This window comes from Mycobacterium sp. D16Q13 (assembly GCF_002013375.1).
Lineage (GTDB): Bacteria > Actinomycetota > Actinomycetes > Mycobacteriales > Mycobacteriaceae > Mycobacterium.
Genome location: NZ_MAEW01000005.1, coordinates 30,368 through 54,685, shown reverse-complemented (window position 1 = coordinate 54,685; position 24,318 = coordinate 30,368). Strand labels below are relative to the sequence as shown.

25 protein-coding genes and 2 pseudogenes are annotated in these 24,318 nt (G+C 63.1%); 23 read left to right on the top strand and 4 right to left on the bottom strand.

Translation table 11 applies throughout. The features are described from left to right. The 4 genes and pseudogenes from B4400_RS06810 to B4400_RS24845 form a co-directional block, all read left to right on the top strand. The coding region (locus B4400_RS06810) for an MMPL family transporter (RefSeq protein ID WP_170914938.1) at positions 1 to 268 on the top strand (268 nt) is incomplete at its 5' end. Between the two features lie 143 nt (positions 269 to 411). Then, complete coding sequence (locus tag B4400_RS06805; protein WP_078306943.1) at positions 412 to 852, top strand: MarR family winged helix-turn-helix transcriptional regulator; 441 nt, start codon at positions 412 to 414, stop codon at positions 850 to 852. Positions 853 to 917: 65 nt separating this feature from the next. Next, positions 918 to 2,012 (top strand): NmrA family NAD(P)-binding protein, encoded by a 1,095-nt coding sequence (locus tag B4400_RS06800; protein WP_078307029.1) that lies wholly within the window; start codon positions 918 to 920, stop codon positions 2,010 to 2,012. A gap of 122 nt (positions 2,013 to 2,134) precedes the next feature. Next, a pseudogene (locus tag B4400_RS24845) lies at positions 2,135 to 2,473 on the top strand (class I SAM-dependent methyltransferase); the annotation flags it as partial. Positions 2,474 to 2,521: 48 nt separating this feature from the next. Here the strand turns inward: B4400_RS24845 and B4400_RS24840 are convergent. Next, positions 2,522 to 2,924 (bottom strand): annotated as a pseudogene (locus B4400_RS24840) (MspA family porin); the annotation flags it as partial. A 269-nt stretch (positions 2,925 to 3,193) separates the two neighbouring features. Between B4400_RS24840 and B4400_RS06790 the strand changes: the two are divergent. The 3 genes from B4400_RS06790 (at position 3,194) to B4400_RS06780 (ending at position 4,491) form a co-directional block, all read left to right on the top strand. Continuing rightward, entirely contained in the window at positions 3,194 to 3,631 is a 438-nt protein-coding gene (locus tag B4400_RS06790) for a DUF5642 family protein (RefSeq protein ID WP_078306945.1), read from the top strand. Between the two features lie 66 nt (positions 3,632 to 3,697). Next, positions 3,698 to 3,868 carry a hypothetical protein gene (locus B4400_RS24585; protein ID WP_170914936.1) on the top strand — a complete coding sequence of 57 codons (171 nt, stop codon included), beginning with the start codon at positions 3,698 to 3,700 and terminating at the stop codon, positions 3,866 to 3,868. 167 nt (positions 3,869 to 4,035) lie between these two features. Beyond that, complete coding sequence (locus tag B4400_RS06780) at positions 4,036 to 4,491, top strand: SMI1/KNR4 family protein (protein WP_170914935.1); 456 nt, start codon at positions 4,036 to 4,038, stop codon at positions 4,489 to 4,491. A 76-nt stretch (positions 4,492 to 4,567) separates the two neighbouring features. On the opposite strand, the gene B4400_RS06775 is transcribed toward B4400_RS06780, so the two are convergent. Then, the gene (locus B4400_RS06775; RefSeq protein ID WP_078306952.1) at positions 4,568 to 5,218 is read right to left on the bottom strand and encodes a TetR/AcrR family transcriptional regulator; all 651 of its coding nucleotides are present in this window, start codon (positions 5,216 to 5,218) and stop codon (positions 4,568 to 4,570) included. A 175-nt stretch (positions 5,219 to 5,393) separates the two neighbouring features. Here B4400_RS06775 and B4400_RS06770 point away from each other — a divergent pair, with 175 nt between their 5' ends. From B4400_RS06770 to B4400_RS06750, 5 genes are all read left to right on the top strand, one after another. Continuing rightward, a complete protein-coding gene (locus B4400_RS06770; protein ID WP_078306954.1) occupies positions 5,394 to 6,488 on the top strand; it encodes a saccharopine dehydrogenase family protein in 1,095 nt (364 codons plus the stop codon). A gap of 248 nt (positions 6,489 to 6,736) precedes the next feature. After that, on the top strand, positions 6,737 to 7,825 hold the full coding sequence (locus B4400_RS06765) for a Re/Si-specific NAD(P)(+) transhydrogenase subunit alpha (protein ID WP_070937947.1): 1,089 nt from the start codon (positions 6,737 to 6,739) through the stop codon (positions 7,823 to 7,825). A gap of 2 nt (positions 7,826 to 7,827) precedes the next feature. Next, positions 7,828 to 8,157, top strand: coding sequence for an NAD(P) transhydrogenase subunit alpha part 2 (locus B4400_RS06760; RefSeq protein WP_070937948.1), 330 nt, complete (start codon positions 7,828 to 7,830; stop codon positions 8,155 to 8,157). Beyond that, positions 8,154 to 9,599, top strand: a complete 1,446-nt coding sequence (locus B4400_RS06755) for an NAD(P)(+) transhydrogenase (Re/Si-specific) subunit beta (RefSeq protein WP_078306955.1) — start codon at positions 8,154 to 8,156, stop codon at positions 9,597 to 9,599. The genes B4400_RS06760 and B4400_RS06755 overlap by 4 nt, the downstream gene beginning before the upstream one ends. Positions 9,600 to 9,817: 218 nt before the next feature. Continuing rightward, positions 9,818 to 10,252 carry a hypothetical protein gene (locus B4400_RS06750; protein WP_502688385.1) on the top strand — a complete coding sequence of 145 codons (435 nt, stop codon included), beginning with the start codon at positions 9,818 to 9,820 and terminating at the stop codon, positions 10,250 to 10,252. Here B4400_RS06750 and B4400_RS06745 read toward each other — a convergent pair. Further along, entirely contained in the window at positions 10,249 to 11,403 is a 1,155-nt protein-coding gene (locus B4400_RS06745; RefSeq protein ID WP_078306957.1) for a low temperature requirement protein A, read from the bottom strand. The genes B4400_RS06750 and B4400_RS06745 overlap by 4 nt on opposite strands. A 150-nt stretch (positions 11,404 to 11,553) precedes the next feature. Between B4400_RS06745 and B4400_RS06740 the strand changes: the two genes are divergently transcribed. The 3 genes from B4400_RS06740 to B4400_RS06730 are packed head-to-tail and all read left to right on the top strand — an operon-like array spanning position 11,554 to position 13,727. Next, positions 11,554 to 12,240: a TetR/AcrR family transcriptional regulator gene (locus B4400_RS06740; protein ID WP_139360017.1), complete on the top strand. Its 687-nt coding sequence runs from the start codon at positions 11,554 to 11,556 to the stop codon at positions 12,238 to 12,240. Positions 12,241 to 12,253: 13 nt separating this feature from the next. Further along, positions 12,254 to 13,171, top strand: coding sequence for an alpha/beta fold hydrolase (locus B4400_RS06735; RefSeq protein ID WP_078306959.1), 918 nt, complete (start codon positions 12,254 to 12,256; stop codon positions 13,169 to 13,171). A gap of 4 nt (positions 13,172 to 13,175) precedes the next feature. Continuing rightward, positions 13,176 to 13,727: an SRPBCC family protein gene (locus tag B4400_RS06730; protein WP_286141978.1), complete on the top strand. Its 552-nt coding sequence runs from the start codon at positions 13,176 to 13,178 to the stop codon at positions 13,725 to 13,727. On the opposite strand, the gene B4400_RS06725 is transcribed toward B4400_RS06730, so the two are convergent. Next, positions 13,695 to 14,372 (bottom strand): GntR family transcriptional regulator, encoded by a 678-nt coding sequence (locus B4400_RS06725; RefSeq protein ID WP_078306962.1) that lies wholly within the window; start codon positions 14,370 to 14,372, stop codon positions 13,695 to 13,697. The two genes, B4400_RS06730 and B4400_RS06725, sit on opposite strands and share 33 nt — an antisense overlap. Before the next feature lie 104 nt (positions 14,373 to 14,476). Between B4400_RS06725 and B4400_RS06720 the strand changes: the two genes are divergently transcribed. The 8 genes from B4400_RS06720 (at position 14,477) to B4400_RS06685 (ending at position 24,313) form a co-directional block, all read left to right on the top strand. Continuing rightward, positions 14,477 to 15,283 (top strand): enoyl-CoA hydratase, encoded by an 807-nt coding sequence (locus B4400_RS06720; RefSeq protein ID WP_078306964.1) that lies wholly within the window; start codon positions 14,477 to 14,479, stop codon positions 15,281 to 15,283. A gap of 11 nt (positions 15,284 to 15,294) precedes the next feature. After that, positions 15,295 to 16,884: a fatty-acid--CoA ligase FadD5 gene (gene fadD5 / locus B4400_RS06715; protein WP_078306966.1), complete on the top strand. Its 1,590-nt coding sequence runs from the start codon at positions 15,295 to 15,297 to the stop codon at positions 16,882 to 16,884. 220 nt (positions 16,885 to 17,104) lie between these two features. Continuing rightward, positions 17,105 to 18,637 (top strand): MlaD family protein, encoded by a 1,533-nt coding sequence (locus B4400_RS06710; RefSeq protein WP_078307035.1) that lies wholly within the window; start codon positions 17,105 to 17,107, stop codon positions 18,635 to 18,637. After that, entirely contained in the window at positions 18,634 to 19,689 is a 1,056-nt protein-coding gene (locus tag B4400_RS06705; RefSeq protein ID WP_078306968.1) for an MCE family protein, read from the top strand. Before B4400_RS06710 ends, B4400_RS06705 begins: the two co-directional genes overlap by 4 nt. Further along, on the top strand, positions 19,682 to 20,728 hold the full coding sequence (locus tag B4400_RS06700) for an MlaD family protein (RefSeq protein ID WP_078306970.1): 1,047 nt from the start codon (positions 19,682 to 19,684) through the stop codon (positions 20,726 to 20,728). Before B4400_RS06705 ends, B4400_RS06700 begins: the two co-directional genes overlap by 8 nt. Beyond that, a complete protein-coding gene (locus B4400_RS06695) occupies positions 20,725 to 21,858 on the top strand; it encodes an MCE family protein (protein WP_078306972.1) in 1,134 nt (377 codons plus the stop codon). The genes B4400_RS06700 and B4400_RS06695 overlap by 4 nt, the downstream gene beginning before the upstream one ends. Next, positions 21,855 to 23,063: an MlaD family protein gene (locus tag B4400_RS06690; RefSeq protein ID WP_078306974.1), complete on the top strand. Its 1,209-nt coding sequence runs from the start codon at positions 21,855 to 21,857 to the stop codon at positions 23,061 to 23,063. The genes B4400_RS06695 and B4400_RS06690 overlap by 4 nt, the downstream gene beginning before the upstream one ends. Further along, positions 23,060 to 24,313 (top strand): MlaD family protein, encoded by a 1,254-nt coding sequence (locus B4400_RS06685; RefSeq protein ID WP_078306976.1) that lies wholly within the window; start codon positions 23,060 to 23,062, stop codon positions 24,311 to 24,313. The genes B4400_RS06690 and B4400_RS06685 overlap by 4 nt, the downstream gene beginning before the upstream one ends. The last annotated feature ends 5 nt before the right edge of the window (positions 24,314 to 24,318 follow it).

Below are 24,318 nucleotides of genomic sequence, written 5' to 3'. Positions count from 1 at the left end.
CGTCACCGCGGCCCTCGTGCTAGCCGGCACCATGCTGGCCATGCTCTCCAGCGACGTGGTCAACATCGGCCAGGCCGGATCCACCATCTGCATCGGACTGATCTTCGACATGATGATCGTCCGGCTGTTCCTGGTCATGCCACTGGCCAGAATCCTCGGACCATGGTTCTGGTGGCCCCAGAAACTGCCCGCACGGAAACACGCCACGTTCAGGGATGAGCCCGAACGGGGCCTGCAATCGGGCGAGTCGGAGACCACCCGGGTTTGATGGATTGCCCACATTCTTGACGTGATCACTTGCCGGTCGCGGGCCACAGGACGAACAGTGGCCCGCGACCGGCGAGTGTGGGGTAACCGCAAGGAGTTTCCTGCTTCATTGCCTACCAATGATGTATATGCAACAATGGTCTCATGGTCACTGGCGCTGTCGACGAGATCGCGAGTAACTGCCTGGCGGTCCGCGTCCGGCTGCTCGGCCGGGCCATTACGGGCGTCTACGATCGCGCCCTCGAGGGCCATGGTGTGAGCATTGCGCAAATCAACCTCATGGCAGCGCTGGGCAAGATCGGTCCCTGCTCCCCGGCACGCATCGGCGAGGTCTTGCAACTGGAACGCTCGACCGTCAGTCGCAACCTGAGTCTGTTGATCAGGCGCGGCTGGGTAGAAGCCGTGTCGTCGGACGCCAAGGGAGTGCGCGAGGTCGCGTTGACTTCATCGGGTGGTGAAAAGGTCGAGACCGTGATGCCCGAATGGCGGCGAGCGCAAGAAGAGGCTGCGCAGCTCTTGGGATCCGGTGGGGTCAAAGCCGTCCGTACCCTGGCGACCAATATCGGTCTGCTGCCCGGCGATTAACGATCAACATGGTCCACCCATAGTCATCCCAAATGTTGCATATACACCATAAGGAGTACGTCGCAATGCCATCACATGCCACCTCAAAGATCTTCATGATCGGGGCCACGGGTGCCCAGGGCATTCCCGTCGCGCAGGCCCTCGTAGTTGACAAGCAGTATTCCGTCCGATTCCTCACCCGCGATGCCGCGAGTGCGCGGGCACGAGCGCTGCTGGAATTGGGAAATACTTCGGCCCTTGAGGGCACCTTTGCCGACGAAACCATTCTCCGAGAAGGGTTTCGCGGATGCGACGGTGCGTTCATCAACATCGACGGATTCAATACCGGCGAGAAAACCGAGATGTACTGGGCGATCCGCGCGTACGAGATCGCAATCGAGGAGGGGATCAAGTTCCTCGTGTACGGAAATCTTGACTACGGGCTCAAGAAGGCAGGCTACGACTCCACGTACCGCGTCGGTCACTATGACGGTAAGGGGCGCATCGCAGAATGGATTCTGCTTCAGAATCAGACGAACGCCGAGCGGATGGGTGCGGCCATCTTCACGTCGGGTCCGTACATCGAGATGACGATCTCGCCGCTGACACCCATGGCGCCCACAGTGGAGGACGGCATCGTCACCTGGCGTGTTCCACTCGGCAATGGAGCGGTACCCCATGTCTCGCTTGAAGATTGCGGCTATTACGTCCGGTGGCTCTTCGACAACACCGACCGGTCCAATGGCATGGACCTCGAAGTGGCCATCGACCACATTCCGTACAGCGAGCTTGCTCGGGCGTTCGAAGAGGTCACCGGGCATCCCGCGCGGTACGTAGACACCGATCTGGACGCCTATTGGCAAGGGCCACTCGGCGGCATGGCTGACCGTCCCGCCGGATACAACGCGGACCCGCATGACCCAAGCACCATGACATTCCGCGACAACTTCACCGGCTTCTGGAATCTGTGGAAAGACGGAATCGTCACACGTGATTACGCACTGCTGGATGAAATCCACCCGAATAGGATCCGCACAGCTGAGCAGTGGTTCGCACGTGAGGAGGAATTGGGCAGGGAGCGCGGGCAGGGCAGCCTGTGGGAGCGGGTGCAACCGGAAAACTGGAGTCTGGACGCAGCAATTTTGAAGAGTAGTCAAGACCTGCGGACCGGCAAGCTGTGATAGTCATAGAACGTGATGGACCCTGTCGCGAAGATTTCGGATTCGACTGCACGATAATAGAATCCGGACAGGCAGTAGCCCGTGCGGTAGCGACCGTTAAATAGGTTGTTCGCGCCCATAGGATGGCAACCATGGGTGAGATGGATGGTTGGCTAGGTGCCAATCGCGCCAACTGGAACGAGCGGGCCGCGATTCATGCGGCCCGTGACGGGTCCGGATACCAGGTTCAGGCGTTCGTCGAAGATCGGTTGTTGCTCTCCGAAGTCGTCCGTTTCGACCTGCCGGTGTTGGGCGATATCGCGGGCAAGAACGCGGTGCATCTGCAATGCCATATCGGTACTGACACCATTTCACTGGCCCGTCTGGGCGCCACCGTGACGGGACTCGACTTCTCCGACGATGCCATACGTGAGGCGCGGGTGCTGGCCGCCGAGGCCGGTGATGCCGTGACGTTCGTGCAGGCGGATGTCCATGATCCGTCAAAGATATTACCGCGCAACAGTTTCGACCTTGCCGTTGATCTGCTGATACGGATCAATCCCGATATCGGTGCCGACCTCCACGCCGGGCGACGAATCGGTACGGCACCCCACGAAGTACCCAGACTCCAGCTGGGCGTCCTGAATCACGGCCTCACCAGAACCACTCACTCGCGCTTCTGAGCGCAGCGTGACGCGGGCCTGCCACGAGTTGGAGGCCCCCGGCCAGGTTGTCGATGTGGTTGATCACCTCATTGGTGGTGTTCACATCGACCACCCAGCCGTCATCGGTGACGAACTGCGTCCACCTGTCCGGCATCGCTTGCGGATCTGAATTCGCAACGCCCGCCGGAAAAACGCAAGAAGCAACAGATGTAGCGAACACCGATAACCCGGTAACACAGGGACGGAAAGTCCCCAGACCGCCACCCATACAGTGACCTTCCCCCGCGAAATCCGGTCAAGCCACCCGGCCACCTTCACATTTCGCCTCTACCGCGAAGATTGACACAATTACCCAACCCCGTCAACAGGAAACCGTCAAGGTCGCGACAGCTAACACAGGCTCGGTGATCGCCGTCACCGCCCGACACGCGCGCCGACCGCTGCACCGCCACAACGATTGCGCGTGACGCTCACCGTCATTTGCGGTGGGGGCCGCGGTGTGCCAACGCCGCGGATGCCGTTCTGAGGGAGGGGACCATGGCGATGGCGCAGATGAAATCATGGGTGGGGCGCATCGCGGCGCTGGTAGCTGGCGTGCCAATGGTGTTGGCTTCCGGCGTAGCCGTGGCGTCCCCGGGGATGGACATCTCCCGGATTGAGGCGGTTAGGAACCAGCTTCCGCCGGGCTACAGCCCGGTACCCAAGGCCTCCGTTGCCTCGATCATTCCGGACCGGCTGCTCAAAGACTCGGCCAACGACCTCATCAACAATGCCGTCGTCACACCACCGGAGTGCGTGCGCACCGCCCCCGACAGCGTTCGGCGCATAGCCGGCAGCAGAACGGACCTCGTGGTCGCCTTCAACGACGGCCAACAGTTGCTCATGGCGACCGGCATCGAGACGCCCTCCCCCATCCCACCGCGTTCTGTGCCGCCCGCCTGCGCCACATTCACCGTGTCGATACCCGGAAAATAGGACGCCATCGTCGACCTGATACCGGCCCCTCCCGTCGCCGGCAGTGTGTTCACCCTGGGCGCTCGCGTGAGCACGCACAGCACCGAACCCGGGCAGGAACAGACCCAAGACACGACCACCATCTACCAGGCGCAACTCGACGCCACCCACGTGGTGTCAGCCGCAGGCACAGCAGGTGTCGATGACGCTGACCTGCAACAGCTGTTCCGCACCGCAGTGACCGCGATGCGCGGCTAACACCCACCAACCAGTTCCAGTTCATGCCGTCACGTTCGCCAAGCAGTGAACCGACCGCGACATGGGTCGGTCCCCACCGTCGAATGAAGGGGCTAGGGGTTGAGCCGATGAGCCACAGCGACTAAATACTGCGACTTGAGGCTACGCTGCAGAATGCCCACCCGGACTTGCTTGCCGCCCTTGCCCCCGGGGCGAGCGCCGAGCAGCTCGACGAGCTGGAACCAGTGGTCGGTCAGCCACTGACGCCGATACTGCGGGACCTGCTCGCCTGGCACAACGGCACCCTCGACGGCGCCGTGAACGTCCGGATCGACGGGCCATGGTCACTGATGTCGGTGGAAGAGATCATCGGGACAGTCGAGATGATGCGCGACCTACTCCATGGCGAACCCGGCTGGATCGAGCAGACATGGTGGAGCGAAGACTGGGTCCCATTCTTGGACGACGGTGGCGGCGACAACATCTGTGTCGACCTCACCGGCGACGGCCACACCCTTCAACGTAATCGCAAGCCCTACCAAGGAGTCCCCGGACAGCTCATCATGTTTGACCACGAGGCCGAATGGCGCACGGTCGAGGCCCCATCCCTGCAGACCTGGCTGTCGAGATGCAGCGCAGATTGACAAGACACGCCTGGCCGCTTTGACGAGATTTCGGGCGTGTCGTCGAGGCCGTCGATCTAGGATGCAAAATCCCAGCTCAGGGGGCAATGGTCAGATGCGGACCAAGCAGGGTGGCGAGCAGTCGACTGGCGGTTGCGGCGGCGTGGTCGGCATCGCCTTCGGCGAGGCCGAAGAGGGGGTCGAGGCCGGATGAATGTGGGGCCAGTGCCAGGTGGGGCAGCAGCAGCAGCAGCAGTGCCAGCAGGGCCTCGAGGTCCGCGGTGGGCAACAGGATGCCGGTACGGGCGGCGTGGTCGAGCAGGGGTTTGAGCACGGCCAAATAGTGGCGGTCGACGCTCTCGCGGACAGCGACGCGGGCCGCGGAGTCGGGTTCGAGATTGGCCGCTGCGGTCATCGCGCGTTCGAGTGGGTGATCGTAGAAGTAGCGCACCCAGGTGTTGAGCAACGCTTCGAGTGAGGCGAAGAAGTCGGTGGCCCAGTCCAGAGTGCGCGCCTTGGCGTCGATCGCGGCGTGAACGCGTTCACTGGATAGCTCGGCGAGGTGGACGTAGAGGTCGGCCTTGTCGGTGAAGTACTGGAACAGGCTGCCCTTGGACACCCCCGCGTTGCGACAGATCGTGTTGAGGCTACCCGCGCTGAATCCGCGCGTAGCGAATTCGGCCTCAGCCGCTGCCACCACTGCGGCACGGCGCGGGGCCGGAAGTCGCTCCCATGTTCCCGTCGGCATACCAGGGCCCCTTCGTATGGGCGGTTGTTGACTAACTGCCATTCTTATCCTAATGTGACCAGTGGTCACATGACCATTGGTCACATTAAGTGCCCGTTGTATTCACCAAACGAACAAACCGGCCTGCCTTCCCTGAAGAACTCGCCACGCCTCACGAACTAGGAGACACCACAGCATGACCGCCCGCATCGTTCTGCTAGGAGCCACCGGCTACACCGGCGCGCTTGTATTGGAGTCCCTGCGGGCTCGGGGAATCAAACCCGTGCTCGCCGGACGCGACGAGGCCGCGGTGGCGGCGCTCGCCAAACGCCACGGCGGGTTGGACTCCCTGCGGGTCGATGTCACCGACGCCGCGAGCGTCGCCGGTCTTGTCGGCGCCGGTGACGTGCTGATTAGCACCGTCGGCCCCTTCGAACGCTACGGGTACGCGGTCGCTGAGGCAGCCGCCGAGGTGGGCGCCCACTACCTCGACTCCAGCGGCGAGGTCGGCTTCGCGCTAACTTTGCGCCAAAGGCTGGACGCCCGCGCTCGCGCCAACGGATCGGTGATGGTCCCCGGGTTCGGGTACGACTACGTTCCCGGCGTGCTCGCCGGAACCCTCGCGCTTGAGGAAGCCGGTCCGGCCGCCCGCTCGGTCGATATCGGCTACTTCGCCACCGGACCCCTATGGCGCGGCCTAAGCCAGGGCACACGCACCACGATGCGCGACGGGCAGACGCTGCCCTCGGCGCGCTGGCGTGATCACCGGCTGATCGAGGAACGCACCGCTTCGGCGACACACACCTTCACCGTCCGAGGCCGCCGCCGATCCGGATTCCTCGTCTCAGGCACCGAGGTCGTGCACCTGCCCGAGGCCTTCCCCACCCTCGCCAATGTCAGTGTCTACAACGGATGGTTTCCCGCTCTGGCCCGCGCCGCCACCATCGGATCGGCGATCACCGCGGCGACGCTGCGGATCCCTGGCGGCCGCGCACTCGTCGACCTGATCACCCGCCCCGCTATCGGGCGACCGGGCGGCCCCGACGCGACCGAACGCAGCCGGACCCGTACCCACGTGGTTGCCCTCGCCTCGTCAGAGACCACACAACTGGCTGAGGTCCATCTCGAAGGACCCAGCATCTACGACCTCACCGGCGAACTGCTCGCCTGGGGCGCCCAGCGTCTCGCGTCCGGGACCCATCCAGCCACCGGTGTTGTCGGGCCGATCGCAGCATTCGGTTCCGAGACCCTGATGCAAGGTTGTGTCGACATCGGGCTCGTGACTGTATGACCTCGCATCGTGAACTGGCTATGACCACGACGAACCGGCTTTGCACGACCGCGTGCTGGTCTGCGAGCCCTTTGGCGAACGACCGGCCCAAGACGTACTCACCGGCTTCGGCATCACCCGGCAACAGTTACGGTCATTGCCCTGGTTAACTACCTTTGCAGCATTTACAAAAACGGAAGACTTGTTAACAAGCATGCCTTTCCTTAGTATCCGTCGGCATGCTGCACCACAGGGTGAAGGGCGAGTAGATGACCGATCAACCAGTCACTATCGGAGTTGTCCGAGAGTCGGGTGAGGATGAGCGCCGCGTAGCGCTGGTACCGAAGTCGATCGCCGGCCTGATTGGCAAGGGTGTGAACATCGTCATAGAAAGTGGCGCCGGAGAGCGCGCGCTACTGCCTGACGAGCTTTACACTGAAGCCGGCGCGACGGTCGGTGACGCCTGGTCCGCCGACATCGTGGTGAAGGTGGCACCGCCATCGGAGGCCGAGGTCGCTCGCCTGCGCGAGGGGCAGACCCTCATCGGCTTCCTGGCGCCTCGCAATGCCGATAACAGCATCGGCGCGTTGAAGAGTGCCGGCGTGCAAGCCTTTGCGGTGGAAGCCATTCCGCGTATCTCTCGCGCACAGGTGATGGACGCGCTGTCGTCGCAGGCCAATGTCGCCGGTTACAAGTCGGTGCTCGTAGCGGCTTCCGAATCGACCCGCTTCTTCCCGATGCTCACCACCGCCGCCGGGACCGTGAAGCCCGCGCTGTTGTTGGTCCTCGGCGTCGGTGTGGCCGGCCTGCAGGCTCTGGCCACCGCCAAGCGCCTCGGTGCCCGCACCACCGGCTACGACGTGCGCCCCGAGGTGGCCGATCAGGTTCGTTCGGTCGGCGCCCAGTGGCTTGATCTCGGGATCGATGCGGCCGGCGAGGGCGGTTACGCCCGCGAGCTGACCGACGAGGAGCGTCAGAAGCAGCAGCAGGCACTCGAAGATGCCATCAAGGGATTCGATGTCGTCATCACCACCGCACTGGTGCCGGGACGCCCCGCTCCGCGCCTGGTGACCGCCGCCGCCGTTCAAGGGATGAAGCCGGGTTCGGTGGTTGTCGACCTCGCCGGCGAGACCGGCGGCAACTGTGAGCTCACCGAGCCGGGCCAGACCGTCGTCAAGCACGGCGTCACCATCGTCTCGCCCCTGAACCTGCCGGCCACCATGCCCGAACACGCCAGCGAGCTGTATGCCAAGAACATCACGTCCGTCCTCGAACTCCTCATCAAGGACGGTGCCCTGGCGCCGGACTTCGATGACGAGATCGTCGCGGGTTCCTGCGTTACCCGGGAGGTCTCCTAGTCATGTATGGACAGCTGCTGGCCAACATCGCGATCCTAGTGCTTGCCGGGTTCGTCGGGTTCGCCGTTATCTCCAAGGTGCCCAACACCTTGCACACCCCGCTGATGTCGGGCACCAACGCCATTCACGGCATCGTCGTGCTGGGTGCGTTGATCGTGCTGGGCAATCTGCCCGCTGATGCCAGCTGGGGTACCCGGATCATCGCGTTCGTCGCGCTGATCTTCGGAACCCTGAACGTGATTGGTGGCTTCCTGGTGACCGATCGCATGCTGGGCATGTTCAAGTCGAAGAAGCCAGCACAGTCTGAGCAGCAGAAAGAGGCAGTCAAGTGACTTCTGAGAGCCTCAACTACATCGTCGATGTTCTCTACATCGCCGCATTCGCCCTCTTCATCTACGGCCTGTCCGGGCTGACCGGACCCAAGACCGCGGTGCGCGGTAACTGGATCGCCGCCGTCGGTATGGGTATCGCGGTGCTCGCCACGCTGATCAAGGTCAGCGAGACGGCCACCACGCTGGACTGGATTCTTATCGGCGCCGGTCTGGGAATCGGTGTCGCGCTGGGTATCCCGCCCGCGCTGAAGACCAAGATGACGGCCATGCCGCAGCTGGTGGCGCTGTTCAACGGCGTCGGCGGCGGCACCGTGGCACTTATCGCCTGGTCGGAATTCATTGAAACCAAGGGTTTCTCGGAGTTCAAGCCGGACCAGTCGCCGACCGTCGCGCTGGTAGTGGGGTCGCTGTTCGCCGCGGTCATCGGCTCGGTGTCGTTCTGGGGCTCGCTGGTGGCCTTCGCCAAGCTGCAGGAGTCCATTCCGAAAAACGTCGAGAAGCGGCTCGTCGCCTCCGCCAAGCTCTTCCAGGCCTCCAACATCGTGCTGCTGCTGGCCGCCGTCGGTGCTGCCGTTTACATCGGGCTGCACCCGGGTCTGCCCGTGTGGTGGATCGTCGCGGTGCTGACATTCGCCGGTGTGATGGGTCTGTTCGTGGTGTTCCCGATCGGTGGCGCCGATATGCCGGTGGTCATCTCACTGCTCAACGCGATGACCGGTTTGTCCGCCGCCGCAGCAGGTTTGGCACTGAACAACACCGCCATGATCGTCGCGGGCATGATCGTCGGCGCGTCCGGTTCGATCCTGACCAACTTGATGGCTGTCGCGATGAACCGGTCGATTCCGGCCATCGTGTTCGGCTCGTTCGGTGGCGGTGACACCCCGGCTGCGGGTGGCTCGGCCGAGCAGGGCACGGTCAAGGCCACATCGGCTTCCGATGCCGCGATCCAGATGGCCTACGCCAACCAGGTCATCGTGGTGCCCGGTTACGGTCTGGCCGTCGCGCAGGCCCAGCACACCGTCAAGGAGATGGCGGACCTGCTGGAGAGCAAGGGTGTTGAGGTCAAGTACGCGATTCACCCGGTCGCGGGCCGCATGCCGGGCCACATGAACGTGCTGCTGGCCGAGGCCGATGTCGAGTACGACGCCATGAAGGAAATGGACGACATCAACGGCGAGTTCAACCGGACCGATGTCACCATCGTGATCGGCGCCAACGACGTCACCAACCCGGCGGCTCGCAATGACCCGTCGAGCCCGATTCACGGCATGCCGATTCTGAACGTCGACGAGTCGCGCTCGGTGATCGTGCTGAAGCGCTCGATGAGCTCGGGCTACGCCGGTATCGAGAACCCGCTGTTCTTCCAGCCGCAGACCTCGATGCTATTCGGGGATGCCAAGAAGTCGGTGTCCGCGGTCATCGAGGAGCTGAAGGCGCTGTAAGGAATCCCTTGCTCTGACAGGGCAAGTCAACGACGGTGACGTGATGGAGGGCTTCCTCCATCACGTCACTTCGTCGTTGAGGGCTTGTTCTAGAACCTTATGGGGCTTCCTTGGCGAACATGGGGCATGGAGTATCTCGATCACGGCCGCCTGGCGGTAACGACCGTGTGCCAGGTTCCCACTCGGCGTAGTCGGCGTTGACGTCGTAGCATTTGTTCGTGTCGCGTAGTGCGCTAGTGGTGGTTCTCATGTCGGCTGTCGCCGTGGTTGTGCCGGTGTCGGCGGCTGCCGAACCGCATGACTGTTCTTCGGTGGATAAGGCGCGTCAACAGATCCAACAGATGACGTACACCCAAGGGCAGTCGGCCAGTCAGGTCGGCGCCACCCGGAACCGTGCGATTGCAGAGGTACTTCGCAATGCTGCAGCGGGTACGACCGATGACCTGGTGCGCACTCGCGCCACCGATGCGGCGGCTGCCGCCGACCAGTATGCGGATCAGCTCTCCGCTGTCACGTCGGTAACCGAGATATTGCCTTCCCAGAACGACGCGATGGTTCGCGCTGTCAACGCGATGGCGACCCTGGAGCAGATCTGTCCGATCGTGCAACCACAAGAAGTTCCGGAACCACAAGAAGTTCCGCAGCCGAGCTAATGGGCTTCGGTGTCCTCGACCCGGCGCCAGGTCACCAGTGCGGCGGCCAGTGCCGCCAACCCGGCCAGCCAGTACAACGGGTGTGGCAGTGATGAAACCAACACTGCCACAACGGCAATCGCCGGTAGCCCGATATTCAGGATGGTGTCGCGGCGTTGCAGGAGCAGCACCAGCCACGCCAGCACCAGATAGATGGCGAACGGGACCGTGATCGTGAAGGCCGCAACGGTGGGACTTAGGTGACTCTTGCCGAGCCCCTCGTCGACGGCGATCTCGAATCCCGCCGACAGCGCGGCAACGGCGGCGAAGATGAAGTAGTGGCTGTAACCCCACAGCAGGGTCGACCGCAGGGACGTGTCCTTGCACTCTTGTTCCTGATCGAAGTAGATCCACCACACCGCGGCCACGATGAGCAAGGCCGACGCCGCGATGCCGATCATGGTGCCGGTGTGATCGGCTTCCTCGGCGCCGCCGATGATCGAGTTCGCCGAGGCCAGGATCGATTCTCCGAGCACGATCAGGGTGAACAGTCCGTAGCGCTCCGCGATGTGCTCGGGGTGCCACGTAGTCGGGGCCACGCGCTCGGCGAACACGGGCACCGACATATCGGCCAGTGCGATCACCACGAACAGTGGTATGCGCAGATGCTCCGGTGCGAACAGCCCCCAGCAGACCCATGCCGCCTGGACGACGGTAATGCCGGCCGCGTAGCGCAGGCAGGTGGCACGCGTGGTGGGATCACTGATGGCGGCACGCACCCATTGACTGCCCGCGGCGATGCGCATGAGCACGTAGCCACCGATGGCGATGCCGAAGTCGGCGCCTGTCATCGCGCGCTCGACACCTGCCGCGACGGTGAGCGCCCCGGCCATCTGAACGATCACCGTCAGCCGGTAGAGCCAGTCGTCGGTGTCGAAGGCGCTGGCGAACCAGGTGAAGTTCATCCAGGCCCACCAGATGGCGAAGAAGCCGATCGCATACCCGGCGAGTCCCTCGGCGAAATGACCTTCGGCCCAGAAATGGTGCAGGGTTCCGGAGGCACGGGACACCGCGACCACGAAGACGAGGTCGAAGAGCAGTTCTAGCGGGGTGGCTGCGCGATGCTGCTGGGCGGGATCGCGTGCCACCATGGCCCGCAGGCCACTGATCATGTGGTTACCTACCGGTGTCGGAGGAGCGATGGACGCAGGCAGCTTAACGTGCTTTTGGCGACAGAGCCGGCGAACATCGGGCCTCACTAATCCAACCAGTTGATCGGGATTCCGTCCGCGTGGGAAACCCTGCGCATATAGTGAGGCACCATGCAACCGGTCCCCGCTGCCTCGAAGGCAGGCAATTCCTCGCAGCGCCGTGCTGGCCGCCGCGAGGAATTGGTGGCGGTGGCGTCCAAGTTGTTCGCGGCGCGCGGTTATCACGGCACCAGGATGGACGATATCGCCGATGTCGCTGGCCTGAACAAGGCGACGGTGTACCACTACTTCGCCTCGAAGGCGCTCATCCTGTACGAGATCTACTTCAAGGCCGCCGAGGAGACGCTGGCCTGCCTGCAGGACGATCCGAGATGGTCCGCGCGTGAGTCGCTGTATCAATGCACGAGCCGCATGCTCGCGCTCATCTTCTCGAACCGCGAACAGGGGGCGGTGTACTTCCAGGAGAACCCGTTCCTTTCCGAATGGCTCTCACCCGAGCAGGTCGCCGAGATCCGCAAGCGCGAGGACATGGTGCAGGAGCGGGTGCAGAACATCATCGAGCGGGGCATCGCCAGCTCCGAGTTCGTCGAGTGCGACTCGCATGTCATGGCGCTCGGTTACATCGGAATGGTTCTGGGCTCCTATCGGTGGCTCAATCCGAGTGGTCGCCGCAGCGCTCAGGAGATCGCTGTGGAGTTCAGCACCACGCTGTTGCGGGGGCTGATTCGGGACGAGGCAACTCGGATCAACGATCCGTTGGGTGTGGCGACGACGACGTCTGCTGACGGCACCCTGTAGCGACGGACGTGTAGTGGCCGCTGATTCCGTCCTGACCTTGGACCTGCCCAATGTCAGACTGCAGGCCCTGTCCTGGGGTCCGCACGACGGTCCGCTGCTGATCTGCGGACACGGTTTTCCCGACTCTGCTCACACCTGGCGTCTGTTGGGCCCGAGATTGGCCGCGGACGGGTGGCGCGTGGTGGCGCCGTTCACCCGTGGTTACTCGCCCAGTGAAATCCCGGCCGACGCCGAGTACGGCGTGGGTGCGCTGATGCAAGACATCATCGACATCCACACAGTGCTGGGCGGTGACGAGCGCGCGGTGTACATCGGCCACGACTGGGGCGCGCTGGTCGGTAATGCCCTCGCCCGCAGCGGCCTGTCGCCGTTTGCCCGCATCGTCACCATGGCCGTGCCACCGTTTGAGGTTCTCGGCTCCAGTTTCGCCTCGATCGGGCCGATCGGCTGGCCAGGTGTACTCGGGCGTCAGCTGTTGATGAGCTGGTACACGTTGTTCCACCAGGTCCCGGTACTGCCGGAGTTGTTGTTGCCCTGGCTACTTCGGCTGTACTGGCGGCGGTGGTCGCCGGGATACGACGCGCACGCCGATCTGCAGTACACCGGTGAGGCGATGCTCCAGAAGGGGAACCGCAGGGCAGTCATCGGCTACTACCGCGCAAACATCGGGCGGGCCCTGGTTCCGGCGCGGAAGTACTGGAAGACCCAACGATCCCTCCTGGACGGCGCACGCACCCCACTGCTCTATCTGCATGGTCGTGCTGACGGGTGCATGACGCCGCGACTGGTAGAGTCTGCGCGCCCCGATCTGCCCGACCGCAGCGTTGAAATCATCGATGGCGGTGGACATTTCGTGCATCTGGAATGCCCGGATGTGGTGTATGAGCTCGTGCGTGAGTTCCTGCGCCCGCCCACTACGAAGGTAGAGTGAACTAATGCCAGTCGTCAGTCAGACCGTCGAGGTGGCCGCGCCTCCGCAGGTGATCGTCTCCATTGTCACCAACTATGAGGCCTACCCCGAGTGGAACAAGGAGATCACCAGCGTCGAGATTCTGGATCGCCTCCCCGACGGCCGCCCCCGCATCGTGCGGTTGAAGGTGGAGATGACGGGCATGGCCTCGACCAACGTCGCCGAGATCGCCTACCTCAACGCTGCTCAGGTGGCGACGCGGCTGCTGGAAAGCGACATCTTCGAGAAGCAGGAACAGACGTTTTCGATCGTTCCGATGGGGCCCACCTGCCTGCTCACGGTCGATATGGATGTCGAGACCAAGCTGCCGATCCCCAAGCCAATGGTGAAGAAGCTTGCCAACCAGGTCCTCGAGCATCTGGCCGAGGGGCTGAAGAACAGGGCCGAGCAGATCGCGTCGGGAGCTGTCGTGTCGCAGCAACCGCCGGCACCCGCCCCGGCCTATCAGCCCCAGCCGGGCCACCAGCCCCCGACAAGCCCGCATCTACCCCCCGGACCACATCCCGGCGCGGTCTAGGTACTCGATCAATCGGCGGGCACCGTCGATGAACTGAACCTCGGTCTGGGCTACTACCTCAGTGGCGTCACCAGCGCGCAGGGCGGCGATGAGCTTGTCGTGCGCGCTGACTGCGTGCCGCGTCCATTCGGCGTCAGATGCGAAGAGTAGGTGCGGGGTGTACCGCGTCGCCTGTAGCAGGAACCAGGCCAGCTTGGGGCGATTTGCCACGTGATTGAGAAATCTGTGAAACTCGAACTCCGCCACGGAGATTGATTCAGGCGCACTCGCATGGCGAAGCACGTCATTCAGGTCTGCCAGGGTGTCGATTTGCTCCGGGCCGATGCGCTCCGCGGCAGTCTTCGCCAACTCCACGGCAAGGTGTGATTGTTGCGCGAAAATGTCTTCGATATCGGCTCGGCTCAGTGGGGCGGCCATGTAACCGCGATGCGGGACGGCCTCGACCAGTCCTTCGCCGCGCAGCGTCAATAGCGCCTCACGTACCGGCGTGACGCTGACACCCAGCTGAGCCGCCGTCTCGTCCATCCGAATGTACTCACCCGGGCGCAATTCGCCTGTCATGATCGAGGCGCGTAGTCGGCCGGCAACCTCCTCGGATAGCTGCGGCCTACGGATCTCGCGGATCTGGGCCCGGGGAGCATTCATCCGATTCGCCTGCCATTTCCATGTGTGGTGACGCACTTGCATCTAAAGTCATATCAAATATATTTGACCAGACGCGACGAAGCGACAACCCAGGAGGCAGCGACTTGAGTCCCCATGAATCGGTCGGCGCACCTGATGTAGCCGCCGACGGTGGCATCATGCGGATCACGTTCACCAGGCCCGATCGGATGAATGCCCTCAACGGGCCGGCCACCGCGGGCTTGATCGAGGCGTTGGAATCTGTCCACGAGCGCAGCGACGTCCGGGTAGTCGTCATCAGTGGGGGAGCACCCGGGAACGCGTTCACGGCGGGCGCCGATGTCGCCGAGCTGGCGGCCGGAGCCGGCGACCTGACGCCGCTGCAAGCCGCCGAACAGACGATGGACAACGCCGAACGGTTGGTGCGCGCGGTTCTCAATTGTCCGGTGCCCACCATCGCGGAAGTCACGGGCGCTGCCGCCGGTATCGGCGCGTCGGTGGGTCTGGCGTGCGACCTGATCTACGCCGCCGACACGGCCTTCTTTCTGATGGCCTTCGCGAACATTGGGCTCATGCCCGATGGCGGATCGAGTGCCTTGGTCTCGGCCTCGATCGGCCGGGTGAAGGCCAATGCGATGGCGCTGCTGGCCCAGCCGCTCCATGCCGCCGACGCCTATGCGGCCGGACTGGTCAACGAGGTGCTGCCCGGGGATCAGCTGCGCGAGCGCGTCGACAAATCGGCGCGCAAGTTGGCCCATGGTTCCCGTCGCGCGATGCAGCTGACCAAGGAAGCCATGAATTCGGTGTCACTCAAGCTCTTCGACGAGGCCATTGCACGTGAGCGTGAGGGGCAGATCGAACTGTTGACCTCACCCGACGCCCAAGAAGGCTTCGCCGCCTTCCTTGAGGGCCGCCGCCCCAATTTTAGTTAGTAGGAGAATCTGTGACCGACACGATTGATGTGACCACCTTGCCCACCAGCCTTGATCAGCCTTACCGCGCACGTCGGCAGAACTGGTGTAACCAGCTGGCTCGGCATGCGCTCATGCAACCCAATGCCACAGCGATTCGATATCTCGGGCGCAGCATCTCCTGGGGCGAGCTGAACCAGCGTGTGCAATCACTTGCCGATGCGCTGTCGCGCCGCGGAGTCGGATTCGGGGATCGCGTACTCATCCTCATGCTCAACCGCCCCGAATATGTCGAATCATGGCTGGCCATTAACGAACTCGGAGCCATCGCCATTCCGGTGAACTTCCGCATGACTCCGCCGGAAGTCGCATTCCTGGTCGAGAACAGCGGGGCCAAGGTCGCTATCACCGAGACGGTCCTGGCGCCAGTGGCAGCCGCGGTGCGCCAGCAAGTGCCCGCGCTGGAGACAGTCATTGTCGCGGGCTCGGGATCCGAGGACGGTGCTCTTGGATACGAAGAGGTCATTGCCGAAGACGGCGAAGCCCATGCTGAGGTGGATCTGCCCGGGGATTCTCCCGCGCTCATCATGTACACCTCGGGGACGACGGGCCGCCCCAAGGGTGCGGTGCTGACCCATCTCAATCTGTCCGGACAGGCGATGACATACCTGTTGAGCACCACCGTCGACTTGAACTCGGATGTGGGATTCATCGGAGTCCCCATGTTCCACATCGCGGGCGTGGGGAACATGATCACCGGATTGCTGTTGGGTTTACCCACGGTCATTCACCCCCTTGGCGCCTTCGATCCGGGTGCTCTGCTGGACGTTTTGGAGTCCGAGGGCGTCACCGGGATCTTCCTGGTGCCGGCTCAATGGCAGGCCGTTTGTGCGGCGCAACGGGCAAACCCCCGCAAGGTCAAGCTCAAGACGCTCTCCTGGGGTGCGGCCCCGGCGAGCGATGTGTTGCTGCGGACGATGTCCGAGACGTTCCCCGACGCGAGAATTCTGGCCGCGTTCGGGCAGACCGAGATGTCGCCGGTGACCTGCATGCTCATGGGGGAGGACGCAATCCGGAAGATGGGCTCCGTCGGCCGGGTGATTCCCACGGTTGCCGCGCGCGTCGTGGACGAGAACATGAACGATGTGCCGGTCGGTGAGGTAGGGGAGATCGTCTACCGGGCGCCGACGCTGATGCAGGGCTACTGGAACAACCCCGAGGCGACCGCCGACGCCTTCACGGGTGGCTGGTTCCACTCCGGCGACCTGGTACGCCAGGACGCGGACGGCTTCATGTGGGTGGTGGACCGCAAGAAGGACATGATCATCTCCGGCGGCGAGAACATCTACTGCGCCGAGGTGGAGAACGTTCTGGCCGAGCATGAGCAGATCGCTGAGGTGGCGGTGATCGGCAGGCCGCATGAGAAGTGGGGCGAGGTGCCGGTGGCCGTGGCGGCCATCCACGGGGAAGCCCTGACCATCGGTGACCTCGATGGCTTCCTCACCGAGCGGCTGGCCCGTTATAAGCACCCCAAGGACCTCGTGGTCGTGGACGCGTTACCGCGCAACCCCTCGGGCAAGGTCCTCAAGACCGAGCTGCGCAAGCAGTTCGGTGGCAGTTGATAGCAAACATGAATCTGGATTCAGAAAAGTTTGGTAAAGCGTAATACGCAGAACTGTACGTCATGTACATTCCTGTAATCGCCGTCACATCGGAGGGGTTGACGTGACCGAACCTGTAGATCTTTGCAGGCCACGTTTGCTGACGAAAGGGACCCGGTGATGTCTCGGATGCTGTGGTGGCGCTGCACCGACGTACGCCCAGATGCCGAAGGAGGTCTGTGTGCCGAACTCCTTTGAGACCGACGGCCGCGGCCCGTCGGACCGCCAGCTCCTCCTGTGCGGTGTGGCGATCGCTCTGGTGGCCGCCCTGATAGGTACGGCCTTGGTCATCAAGTCGACGGGCCGGTTCAACTACTACGTGCGGGTGGTAGCGGAACTCACGAACGTGGGAGACGGCCTTCCCGCGAAGTCGGACGTCAAATTCCAGGGCGTGCTCGTGGGTTCGGTCAACGATCTGACCCCCTCGCAGCGCGGTCGGCCCAATGTCGTGCACATCGATCTGAAATCCGATCTGGCGCATACGATTCCACGAACGGTCACTGCCAGGGTGGTTCCCAGTAACGTCTTCGCGGTCTCCTCGGTGGAGCTTGTGGACCACGGCCCCGGTGCGGCGATCACCAATGGAACCGTCATCGGCGAGGACACCGAGCTTCCGACGGTGCTGTTCCAGACGACCATCAGCAAGCTGCGCGACATCCTCCTGGCCAACGGGCGCGGTCGCGATGACGATTCGGTGGGCATCTTCGCCGTCATCGCCGCGGCGACGGAGGGCCGGCGTGCGACCCTGTTGAACGCGGCCGGCCAACTGACCAGGATCATCGATCAACTCAACGATATCGTCGCGACGGATACGGGCCCGTCGACCCTTTCCGCACTCCTGAACGCGACCAAGGGGCTGCAGACAACCGCCCCGGAGCTCGTCGATGCGTTACATCAGGCGGTTAAGCCCATGCAGACGCTGGCCGAAAGGCGAGACCAGCTAGAGACTCTGCTCAGCGCCGGATTGCACACCACCGGCACCGTCCGGCAGTCGTTGGATAACCAGACCGACCGGCTGATCGACATCACCACCAAGCTGACCCCGGTTGTCGGTGTGCTCGCGCAGAACTCCGTGCACTTCCTGCCGATCGCGGCACGACTGAAGGTGTTCTCGGACAAGTTCTTCAGCGATGTGTGGGATTCGGAAAGGGATGTCGTCAATATCCGGGGAAATCTGTCCTTCACGCCGTCGACGATGTACACCCGCGCCGACTGCCCGCGATACGGCGAGCTGAAGGGGCCGAGCTGCTACACCGCACCCGAGCTGGTGGTGCGCCCCGATCTCCCCGAAGTACTACTGCCGCAGAACTTCAAGCCACCGCCCGATCTCGCGCCGCCGCCGGGAACCGAGGTCGGTCCGGACGGGAATTTGATCGTTACCGGCCCGCCACTGCACAATCCGTCCCCGAATTTGCAGGATCCCAACCCGCCGTTGCCGTGGTGGCAGCCCAATCCGTCACCGCGTGTCCCCGGCACCGCTGACCCCGATGACGCCGAACCGCCGCCGCTGCCAGGCGGTGCCGCTCCCGCTGCCACCGCGCCGGCCTCGTTCGGTGGCGCCGTGGGGCCCATCGGTAGCAGGACCGAACGTGAGCAACTGGGCATGATCACCGGAAGCACGGCGACATCGTCCACCCAACTTCTGCTTGGGCCGGTCGCGCGCGGCACCAAACCCGTTGTCGCCCAGCAGGTCCAGGCGGGGGGACGGCGATGAAGTTTCGTGGACCTTTGATTGGCCTGTCGGTGTTCATGGTGATCGCGGTGGCGATGACCTGGCTGGTGTACGCCACCCTGCGCCGCGAGGTCGCGGGATCGACGTACAGCTACGCCGCGATGTTCACCGATGTCACCGGGTTGCGCGATGGGGATGACGTGCGTGTAGCTGGTGTTCGGGTCGGGCGCGTCGAATCGGTCGCGATCGACGGTGATCTGGCCAAGGTGGAGTTCCGGGTACAGACCGAGCAGCCGTTGTACGGCAACACGATTGCGACGATCACGTACCAGAACATTGTTGGTCAGCGTTATCTGGGACTCTCCCTGGGTAAGACAGGCAGCACCGATCGGCTCAAGCCGGGCAGCGTGATTCCCGTGGAACAGACGGAGCCATCCTTCGACATCGGCATGCTGTTGCACGGATTTGAACCTCTTTTCAGCGTGCTTGATCCCACCGAGGTCGACAACCTCACCGACGGTGTCGTCAAGTCGCTGCAAGGGGACAGCGGCTCGATCGTCGGCCTGGTCGACCAGACGTCGCAACTTACCGAGACCTTCGCGGGCCGCGACAAGGTTCTCGACGAGGTGATCACCAATCTCAATGGTCTGACGAAAACCCTTGCCGGCCAGAATAAAAATCTGGATACCGTGTTGACGCATACGCGTGAGATGGTGGCAATCCTGGACAACCGGCGCGCGGGGTTGGTGGATTCGATCGGTTCGACGGGTTTCGCGGTACGTCGATTGTCGAAGATCTCCGACTCGGTATATCCGCAGCTCAACGAAATACTTTACCGGCAACCGGGATTCGTCAGCCACCTGAACGCCATAGAACCGCAGCTGGCGTTTACCGGCGCCAATCTGCCGCTCCTCCTCAAGGGTGTCGCGCGGACCACCCAAGAGGGCGCGTTCATCAACGGATATGTCTGCGATCTCAATCTCACCGGGTTTTTCCCCGGACTGAACGACGTCGTTCCGATCATCGTGAATGCCGCCACCCCTGGTAACAAGGCTCAATACACTCCGAAGTGCAGGAACCTGGCAGATGGATAAACGCACAGTGTGGCAACGTATCTCGCGGCGCCCCGTTGAGACGTATAACAAGATCTGGTTGGGCGCCATCGCGCTGGCGGTGATTGGTTCCCTGGTGGGGGCGATGCTGCTGGTGAAGGCGATTGGCATCGGCTATAGCCACTACACCGGCGAGTTCTTGCAGGCGGCATCGCTGCAACCTGGGGCCAATGTGTCGTATGCGGGGGTCCCGGTGGGGAACGTCACGAGTGTCGAGCTGGCGGGCGACCATATCGAAGTCGGTATGCGAGTCCGCGACGACATCACCTTGCGTAAGGATGCCAAAGCGTCGATCAAGATCACCACGATTCTCGGTAATCAGTACGTGGAGTTACGCAATGGCGGTGAGGGCGTGTTGCCCAACCGTCGAATCGATCTTGCGCACACCGATGTTCCGTATGACCTACAGGCCACGCTGCAGGACGCAACCTCCACTTTCGAACAGGTAGATGCGGACAAGATCGCGGAGTCGGTGGCGATACTGGGTAAACAGCTCGAGGGCTTACCCGCCGTACTGCCGCAGGCGATGGAGAACATCCAGACGCTGTCGTCGGTGATAGCGCATCGCCGCGATCAGATCGGCACGCTGCTGGCCAGTACCGAGTTGGTGTCGGGCACCCTGTACCGCCAACAGAGCGATATCGGCAAGCTGATCATTCAGGGCCGTGATCTGCTCGGCGAGTTCGTTTCTCGGCAGGCGAGTTTTCATTCCATGATGCGCGCGGTGACCGAGCTGACGAACTTCCTGAGCAAGGTTGTGGTCAAGGACAGGCGCGCGGTCGATGCGCTCATCGCCGATGTGAAGACCTTCAGCAATTTGATCGGTGGCCATGATGACTTGTTCCGGAGCATCCTGCAGGTGACGGCGGTCGCGGCCCGAAACTTCACCAATCTCACGGGTTACGGAAACGCGCTCGAGCTGAGCGCGCCCGGTGGTCTCGCCGTGGATTCGTGGATGTGCGCGATCAGCGGGCGGGCCAAGCAGTTCAACATGATCCCGTACTTCAAGGATTGCCAATGAGCACACCGATAAGCGCCCGGACGCGGCGAGTCATCTGGATCGCGGGGGCGCTGGCCGTGGTGGTCGCGGTGGTGGTGGCGGCCGTCGGGTGGACCTATGTGCGCGAGCGGATCGACAGGCTCACCGTCACGGCTCAATTCGAATCGGTCTCCGGCCTCTACCCCGATAACAAGGTGTCGGTACTGGGCATGCCCATCGGCAAGGTCACGAAGATCACCTCGCGTGGCACCTATATGGAAGTTGAATTCGAAGTCGACTCGAAGGTCAAGGTGCCGGCAGACGCCAAGGCCGTCACGGTGTCCACCTCGATTCTCACCGACCGTCACATCGAACTGACACCGGTGTATCGCGGAGGACCGACGCTTAAGAACGGGGACGTCATCGGGCTGGACCGCACGAAGACGCCCGTGGAGTTTGATCGGGTCCTGGCCATGATCGACAGGCTCTCCAAGGCGATGAAGGGTGACGGCAAGGGCGGCGGCCCGCTGGCCGATGTCGTGAACAACAGTGCCAATGCGTTATCCGGAAACGGTGAGCTGATGAGAGCATCTCTGGACGAGTTGTCCAAGGCGCTTCGTCTGAGTGCCGACGGCGGTGCGATGACTCGGGATCAGCTGACCAAGATCATCACCCGTCTCAGTTCGCTCTTCGACGCTGCGGCACGCAACGACCAGAACATCCGGGAGTTCTCGTCCCAGGTGCGGCAGTTGTCCCAGGTGCTCGATCAGGAGCAGCTGGGATCCGGTACCACCGGAAAACAGCTGAATAACATTTTGTTGCAGGCTGGTTCGCTGCTAGAGCAGAATCGCGATGCCATTAAGCAGTCCGTGGGCAACTCCAACCAAATCTCCCAGGCGATATACGACAACCGGCGAGAGTTATCGGAAGGGTTCGACCTGCTTCCGCTGATGGCGGACAACGTCTACAACATCGTCGACCCGATCAACAACGTGGTGCGTGCCCATGTGCCGGCAGACAGGTTGTTGTTCGACACGCAGGCCGCCAAAGAGATCTGCAATCTGATGGGTCTGCGCCAACTGGGTTGCAGCACAGGCACCTTGCAGGACTACGGGCCCGATTTCGGATTGACGTATGTGCTCGACGGTCTCGCGGCGATGGGGCAGAAATGAACAGATGGCAAAGATACGCGGCGTCCGCGGTGGTTCTCGCCGTGCTGCTGACCAGTGGCTGTAGCACGAACGGTCTTGCCAGCCTCCCGCTTCCGGCGCCGGGCATGACGGGTGGTTCCTATGGCCTGACGGCAGTGTTCACCAACATCTTGAACCTGCCGTCGCGCGCCAAGGTGAAACTGGGCGGCGCCGACGTCGGTGAGGTCGACTCCATGAGCACCACCAACTACACCGCCGTGGTCACGATGCGGATTCGTTCGGATGTGGAGATTCCCAAGGGGACGACCGTGGAGCTGCGCACCGCGACGCCGCTGGGTGACGTGTTCGTCGCGCTGAAACCGCCGCGCCCCGCGGACCCAAACGCACCCCTCCTGCGCGACGGGGACACGATCGGTCTGGATTCGACAACCGCCGCCGCGACGGTGGAGGCGGTGCTGAGTTCGGCGGCCATCATCGTCAACGGCGGTGCGGTACGTAATCTCACCGGCACGGTGAACGGTCTCGGCCGCGCCACCGGGCCCAATGGCGCGGCGTTCGGCGATCTGATCGGAAAGTCGAACCGGCTGCTGGGCACGCTCAACGCCCGGTCCGGCCAGCTGGATTCCGCGCTGCGGGACACCGCACAGCTTGCCGCTGAGATGAATACGCGGCACGAGACGCTCTCGGAGCTGTTGGTCGCGGCGGCACCTGCCACGGACACCCTGTCTGCCAATGCATCTCATATCGCGGACCTTGCCGACCAGGTGGGTGCGGTGACCAAGCAGCTCTCCAAATTCCCGTCGATCGCGGGTACCGATACCAGCGGCCGCAGCGTCATCGCCGATTTCAATACCCTGGCAGGCTCATTCAACGACATCGCGGTCAGTCCCGATACCAGCCTTGCCGCGCTGAATCGGCTGATGCCTCCCATCATCAAGATCATGGCGGGCTCGGCCTTCGCCGCCCGGGTATCGATCGACAGGCTGGTGCTCGGCTCGATACCCGATATCGGTTACCAGGGTGATCCGGGACTTCATGGCCCGAAGCGCTATGACTGGGCCAAGTTGGTCGGATCGTTCAAGTACACCCTGTGGCGCTTGCAGGAGCGCGTCGTGGGTAAAGGCCCCGATGCTCCCGCGATTCCGGTGCGCCCGAGCCCGACGGAGCCCGGAGTCATCGAACCGATACCGGGCGCTGTGCCCGTACCCCAGGGGCCGCCGCGATGATCAACGTATTGGCCAACACGGTGGTGGACGCCGTGAAGATGGGGCACCGCAACCGCTTCTGGCTGTCGGGGCTTGCCCTGGTGGCCACCCTGGTGGTGGCGTGCGCCTACCTCGCGGTGGGCGCGTTGCGTGCCCGGGCATTCGCTTCGACCTATGAGGTGTCGATCGAGCTTCCGGAGTCCGGTGGTTTGATCCCCAACCAGGATGTGGCGTTGCGCGGCATGCGGATTGGACGGGTGGACTCGGTGACGCCGTCTCCTCGTGGACCGGTCGCACGGATTCACATCGAGTCCGACGTGAAGATTCCGGTGGGGAGCCCGGTGCGCGTGTCCGGTCTTTCTCCCGCGGGTGAGCAGTACGTCGACTTCGCGCCGGTGACGACCACAGGCCCGTACCTGGACAACGGCAGTGTGATCGCCCGCGGGCAGGCAACGGTCCCGGTATCGTTATCGAAGCTGCTTGCCAACGCCGATGGTGCTCTTGCACAGGCAGATACGCAGAAATTAGAGATCATCAAGAAGGAACTCCATCTCTCGCGCGAGGCGCCGCGCAAGATGACCGACATCATCGACGGCGGCGTGTTCCTCCTGTCGACGCTGGACTCCGTGCTTCCGGAGACGGTCAGTATTCTCAAGAAGAGTCGTGTGACGTTGTCTTCCTTCGCGGAGATGAACAATGGCCTTGCCACCACCACACAGGGCCTGAATCGGTCCCTGAACGGCGTTGCCCGCATGGACGGCGGCTTTCGCACGCTGATCGACAGGGTGCCCGGGCCGTTGGCCACCACCGACGCCGTGTTCGCCGACAACTCCGACACCATGGCGCAGCTGCTGGGGAACCTCACCACGGTGGCGCAGCTGTCCTACGTGCGCGTGCCGGCGCTCAACGCGTTGTTCCCCTCGTACCGCGGATCGGTAATCGAGGCGGTGGGCAACACCTTCTACGACCATGGCGTGTGGGCCACCGCCGACATATATCCCCGCTACACCTGTGATTACGGATATCCGCGCACCGCAGTGTCGGCTGCCGATTACCCGGAGCCGTTCCTGTATGCGGGCTACTGCCGAGATGACGACCCGGCGGTGTTGGTGCGCGGCGCCAAGAATGCCCCGCGGCCGGCCGATGACGATACCGCCAGCCCACCCAAGGGCGCCGATCTAGGTAAGGTGGCCGACCCGACTCCGAAGGGACGCTTCACCATTCCGACGCCGTACGGTGGACCGACGCTTCCGATCGAGCCGCCGAAGTAGGTGGC

Excerpts from the sequence above, each read along its gene's own strand:
- B4400_RS06805 (WP_078306943.1), top strand. The coding sequence starts at position 412 with ATGGTCACTGGCGCTGTCGACGAGATCGCGAGTAACTGCCTGGCGGTC.
- B4400_RS06800 (WP_078307029.1), top strand. The coding sequence starts at position 918 with ATGCCATCACATGCCACCTCAAAGATCTTCATGATCGGGGCCACGGGT.
- B4400_RS06790 (WP_078306945.1), top strand. The coding sequence starts at position 3,194 with ATGGCGATGGCGCAGATGAAATCATGGGTGGGGCGCATCGCGGCGCTG.
- B4400_RS06775 (WP_078306952.1), bottom strand. The coding sequence starts at position 5,218 with ATGCCGACGGGAACATGGGAGCGACTTCCGGCCCCGCGCCGTGCCGCA.
- B4400_RS06770 (WP_078306954.1), top strand. The coding sequence starts at position 5,394 with ATGACCGCCCGCATCGTTCTGCTAGGAGCCACCGGCTACACCGGCGCG.
- B4400_RS06765 (WP_070937947.1), top strand. The coding sequence starts at position 6,737 with ATGACCGATCAACCAGTCACTATCGGAGTTGTCCGAGAGTCGGGTGAG.
- B4400_RS06760 (WP_070937948.1), top strand. The coding sequence starts at position 7,828 with ATGTATGGACAGCTGCTGGCCAACATCGCGATCCTAGTGCTTGCCGGG.
- B4400_RS06745 (WP_078306957.1), bottom strand. The coding sequence starts at position 11,403 with ATGATCAGTGGCCTGCGGGCCATGGTGGCACGCGATCCCGCCCAGCAG.
- B4400_RS06740 (WP_139360017.1), top strand. The coding sequence starts at position 11,554 with ATGCAACCGGTCCCCGCTGCCTCGAAGGCAGGCAATTCCTCGCAGCGC.
- B4400_RS06730 (WP_286141978.1), top strand. The coding sequence starts at position 13,176 with ATGCCAGTCGTCAGTCAGACCGTCGAGGTGGCCGCGCCTCCGCAGGTG.
- B4400_RS06725 (WP_078306962.1), bottom strand. The coding sequence starts at position 14,372 with ATGAATGCTCCCCGGGCCCAGATCCGCGAGATCCGTAGGCCGCAGCTA.
- B4400_RS06705 (WP_078306968.1), top strand. The coding sequence starts at position 18,634 with ATGAAGTTTCGTGGACCTTTGATTGGCCTGTCGGTGTTCATGGTGATC.
- B4400_RS06700 (WP_078306970.1), top strand. The coding sequence starts at position 19,682 with ATGGATAAACGCACAGTGTGGCAACGTATCTCGCGGCGCCCCGTTGAG.
- B4400_RS06695 (WP_078306972.1), top strand. The coding sequence starts at position 20,725 with ATGAGCACACCGATAAGCGCCCGGACGCGGCGAGTCATCTGGATCGCG.
- B4400_RS06690 (WP_078306974.1), top strand. The coding sequence starts at position 21,855 with ATGAACAGATGGCAAAGATACGCGGCGTCCGCGGTGGTTCTCGCCGTG.
- B4400_RS06685 (WP_078306976.1), top strand. The coding sequence starts at position 23,060 with ATGATCAACGTATTGGCCAACACGGTGGTGGACGCCGTGAAGATGGGG.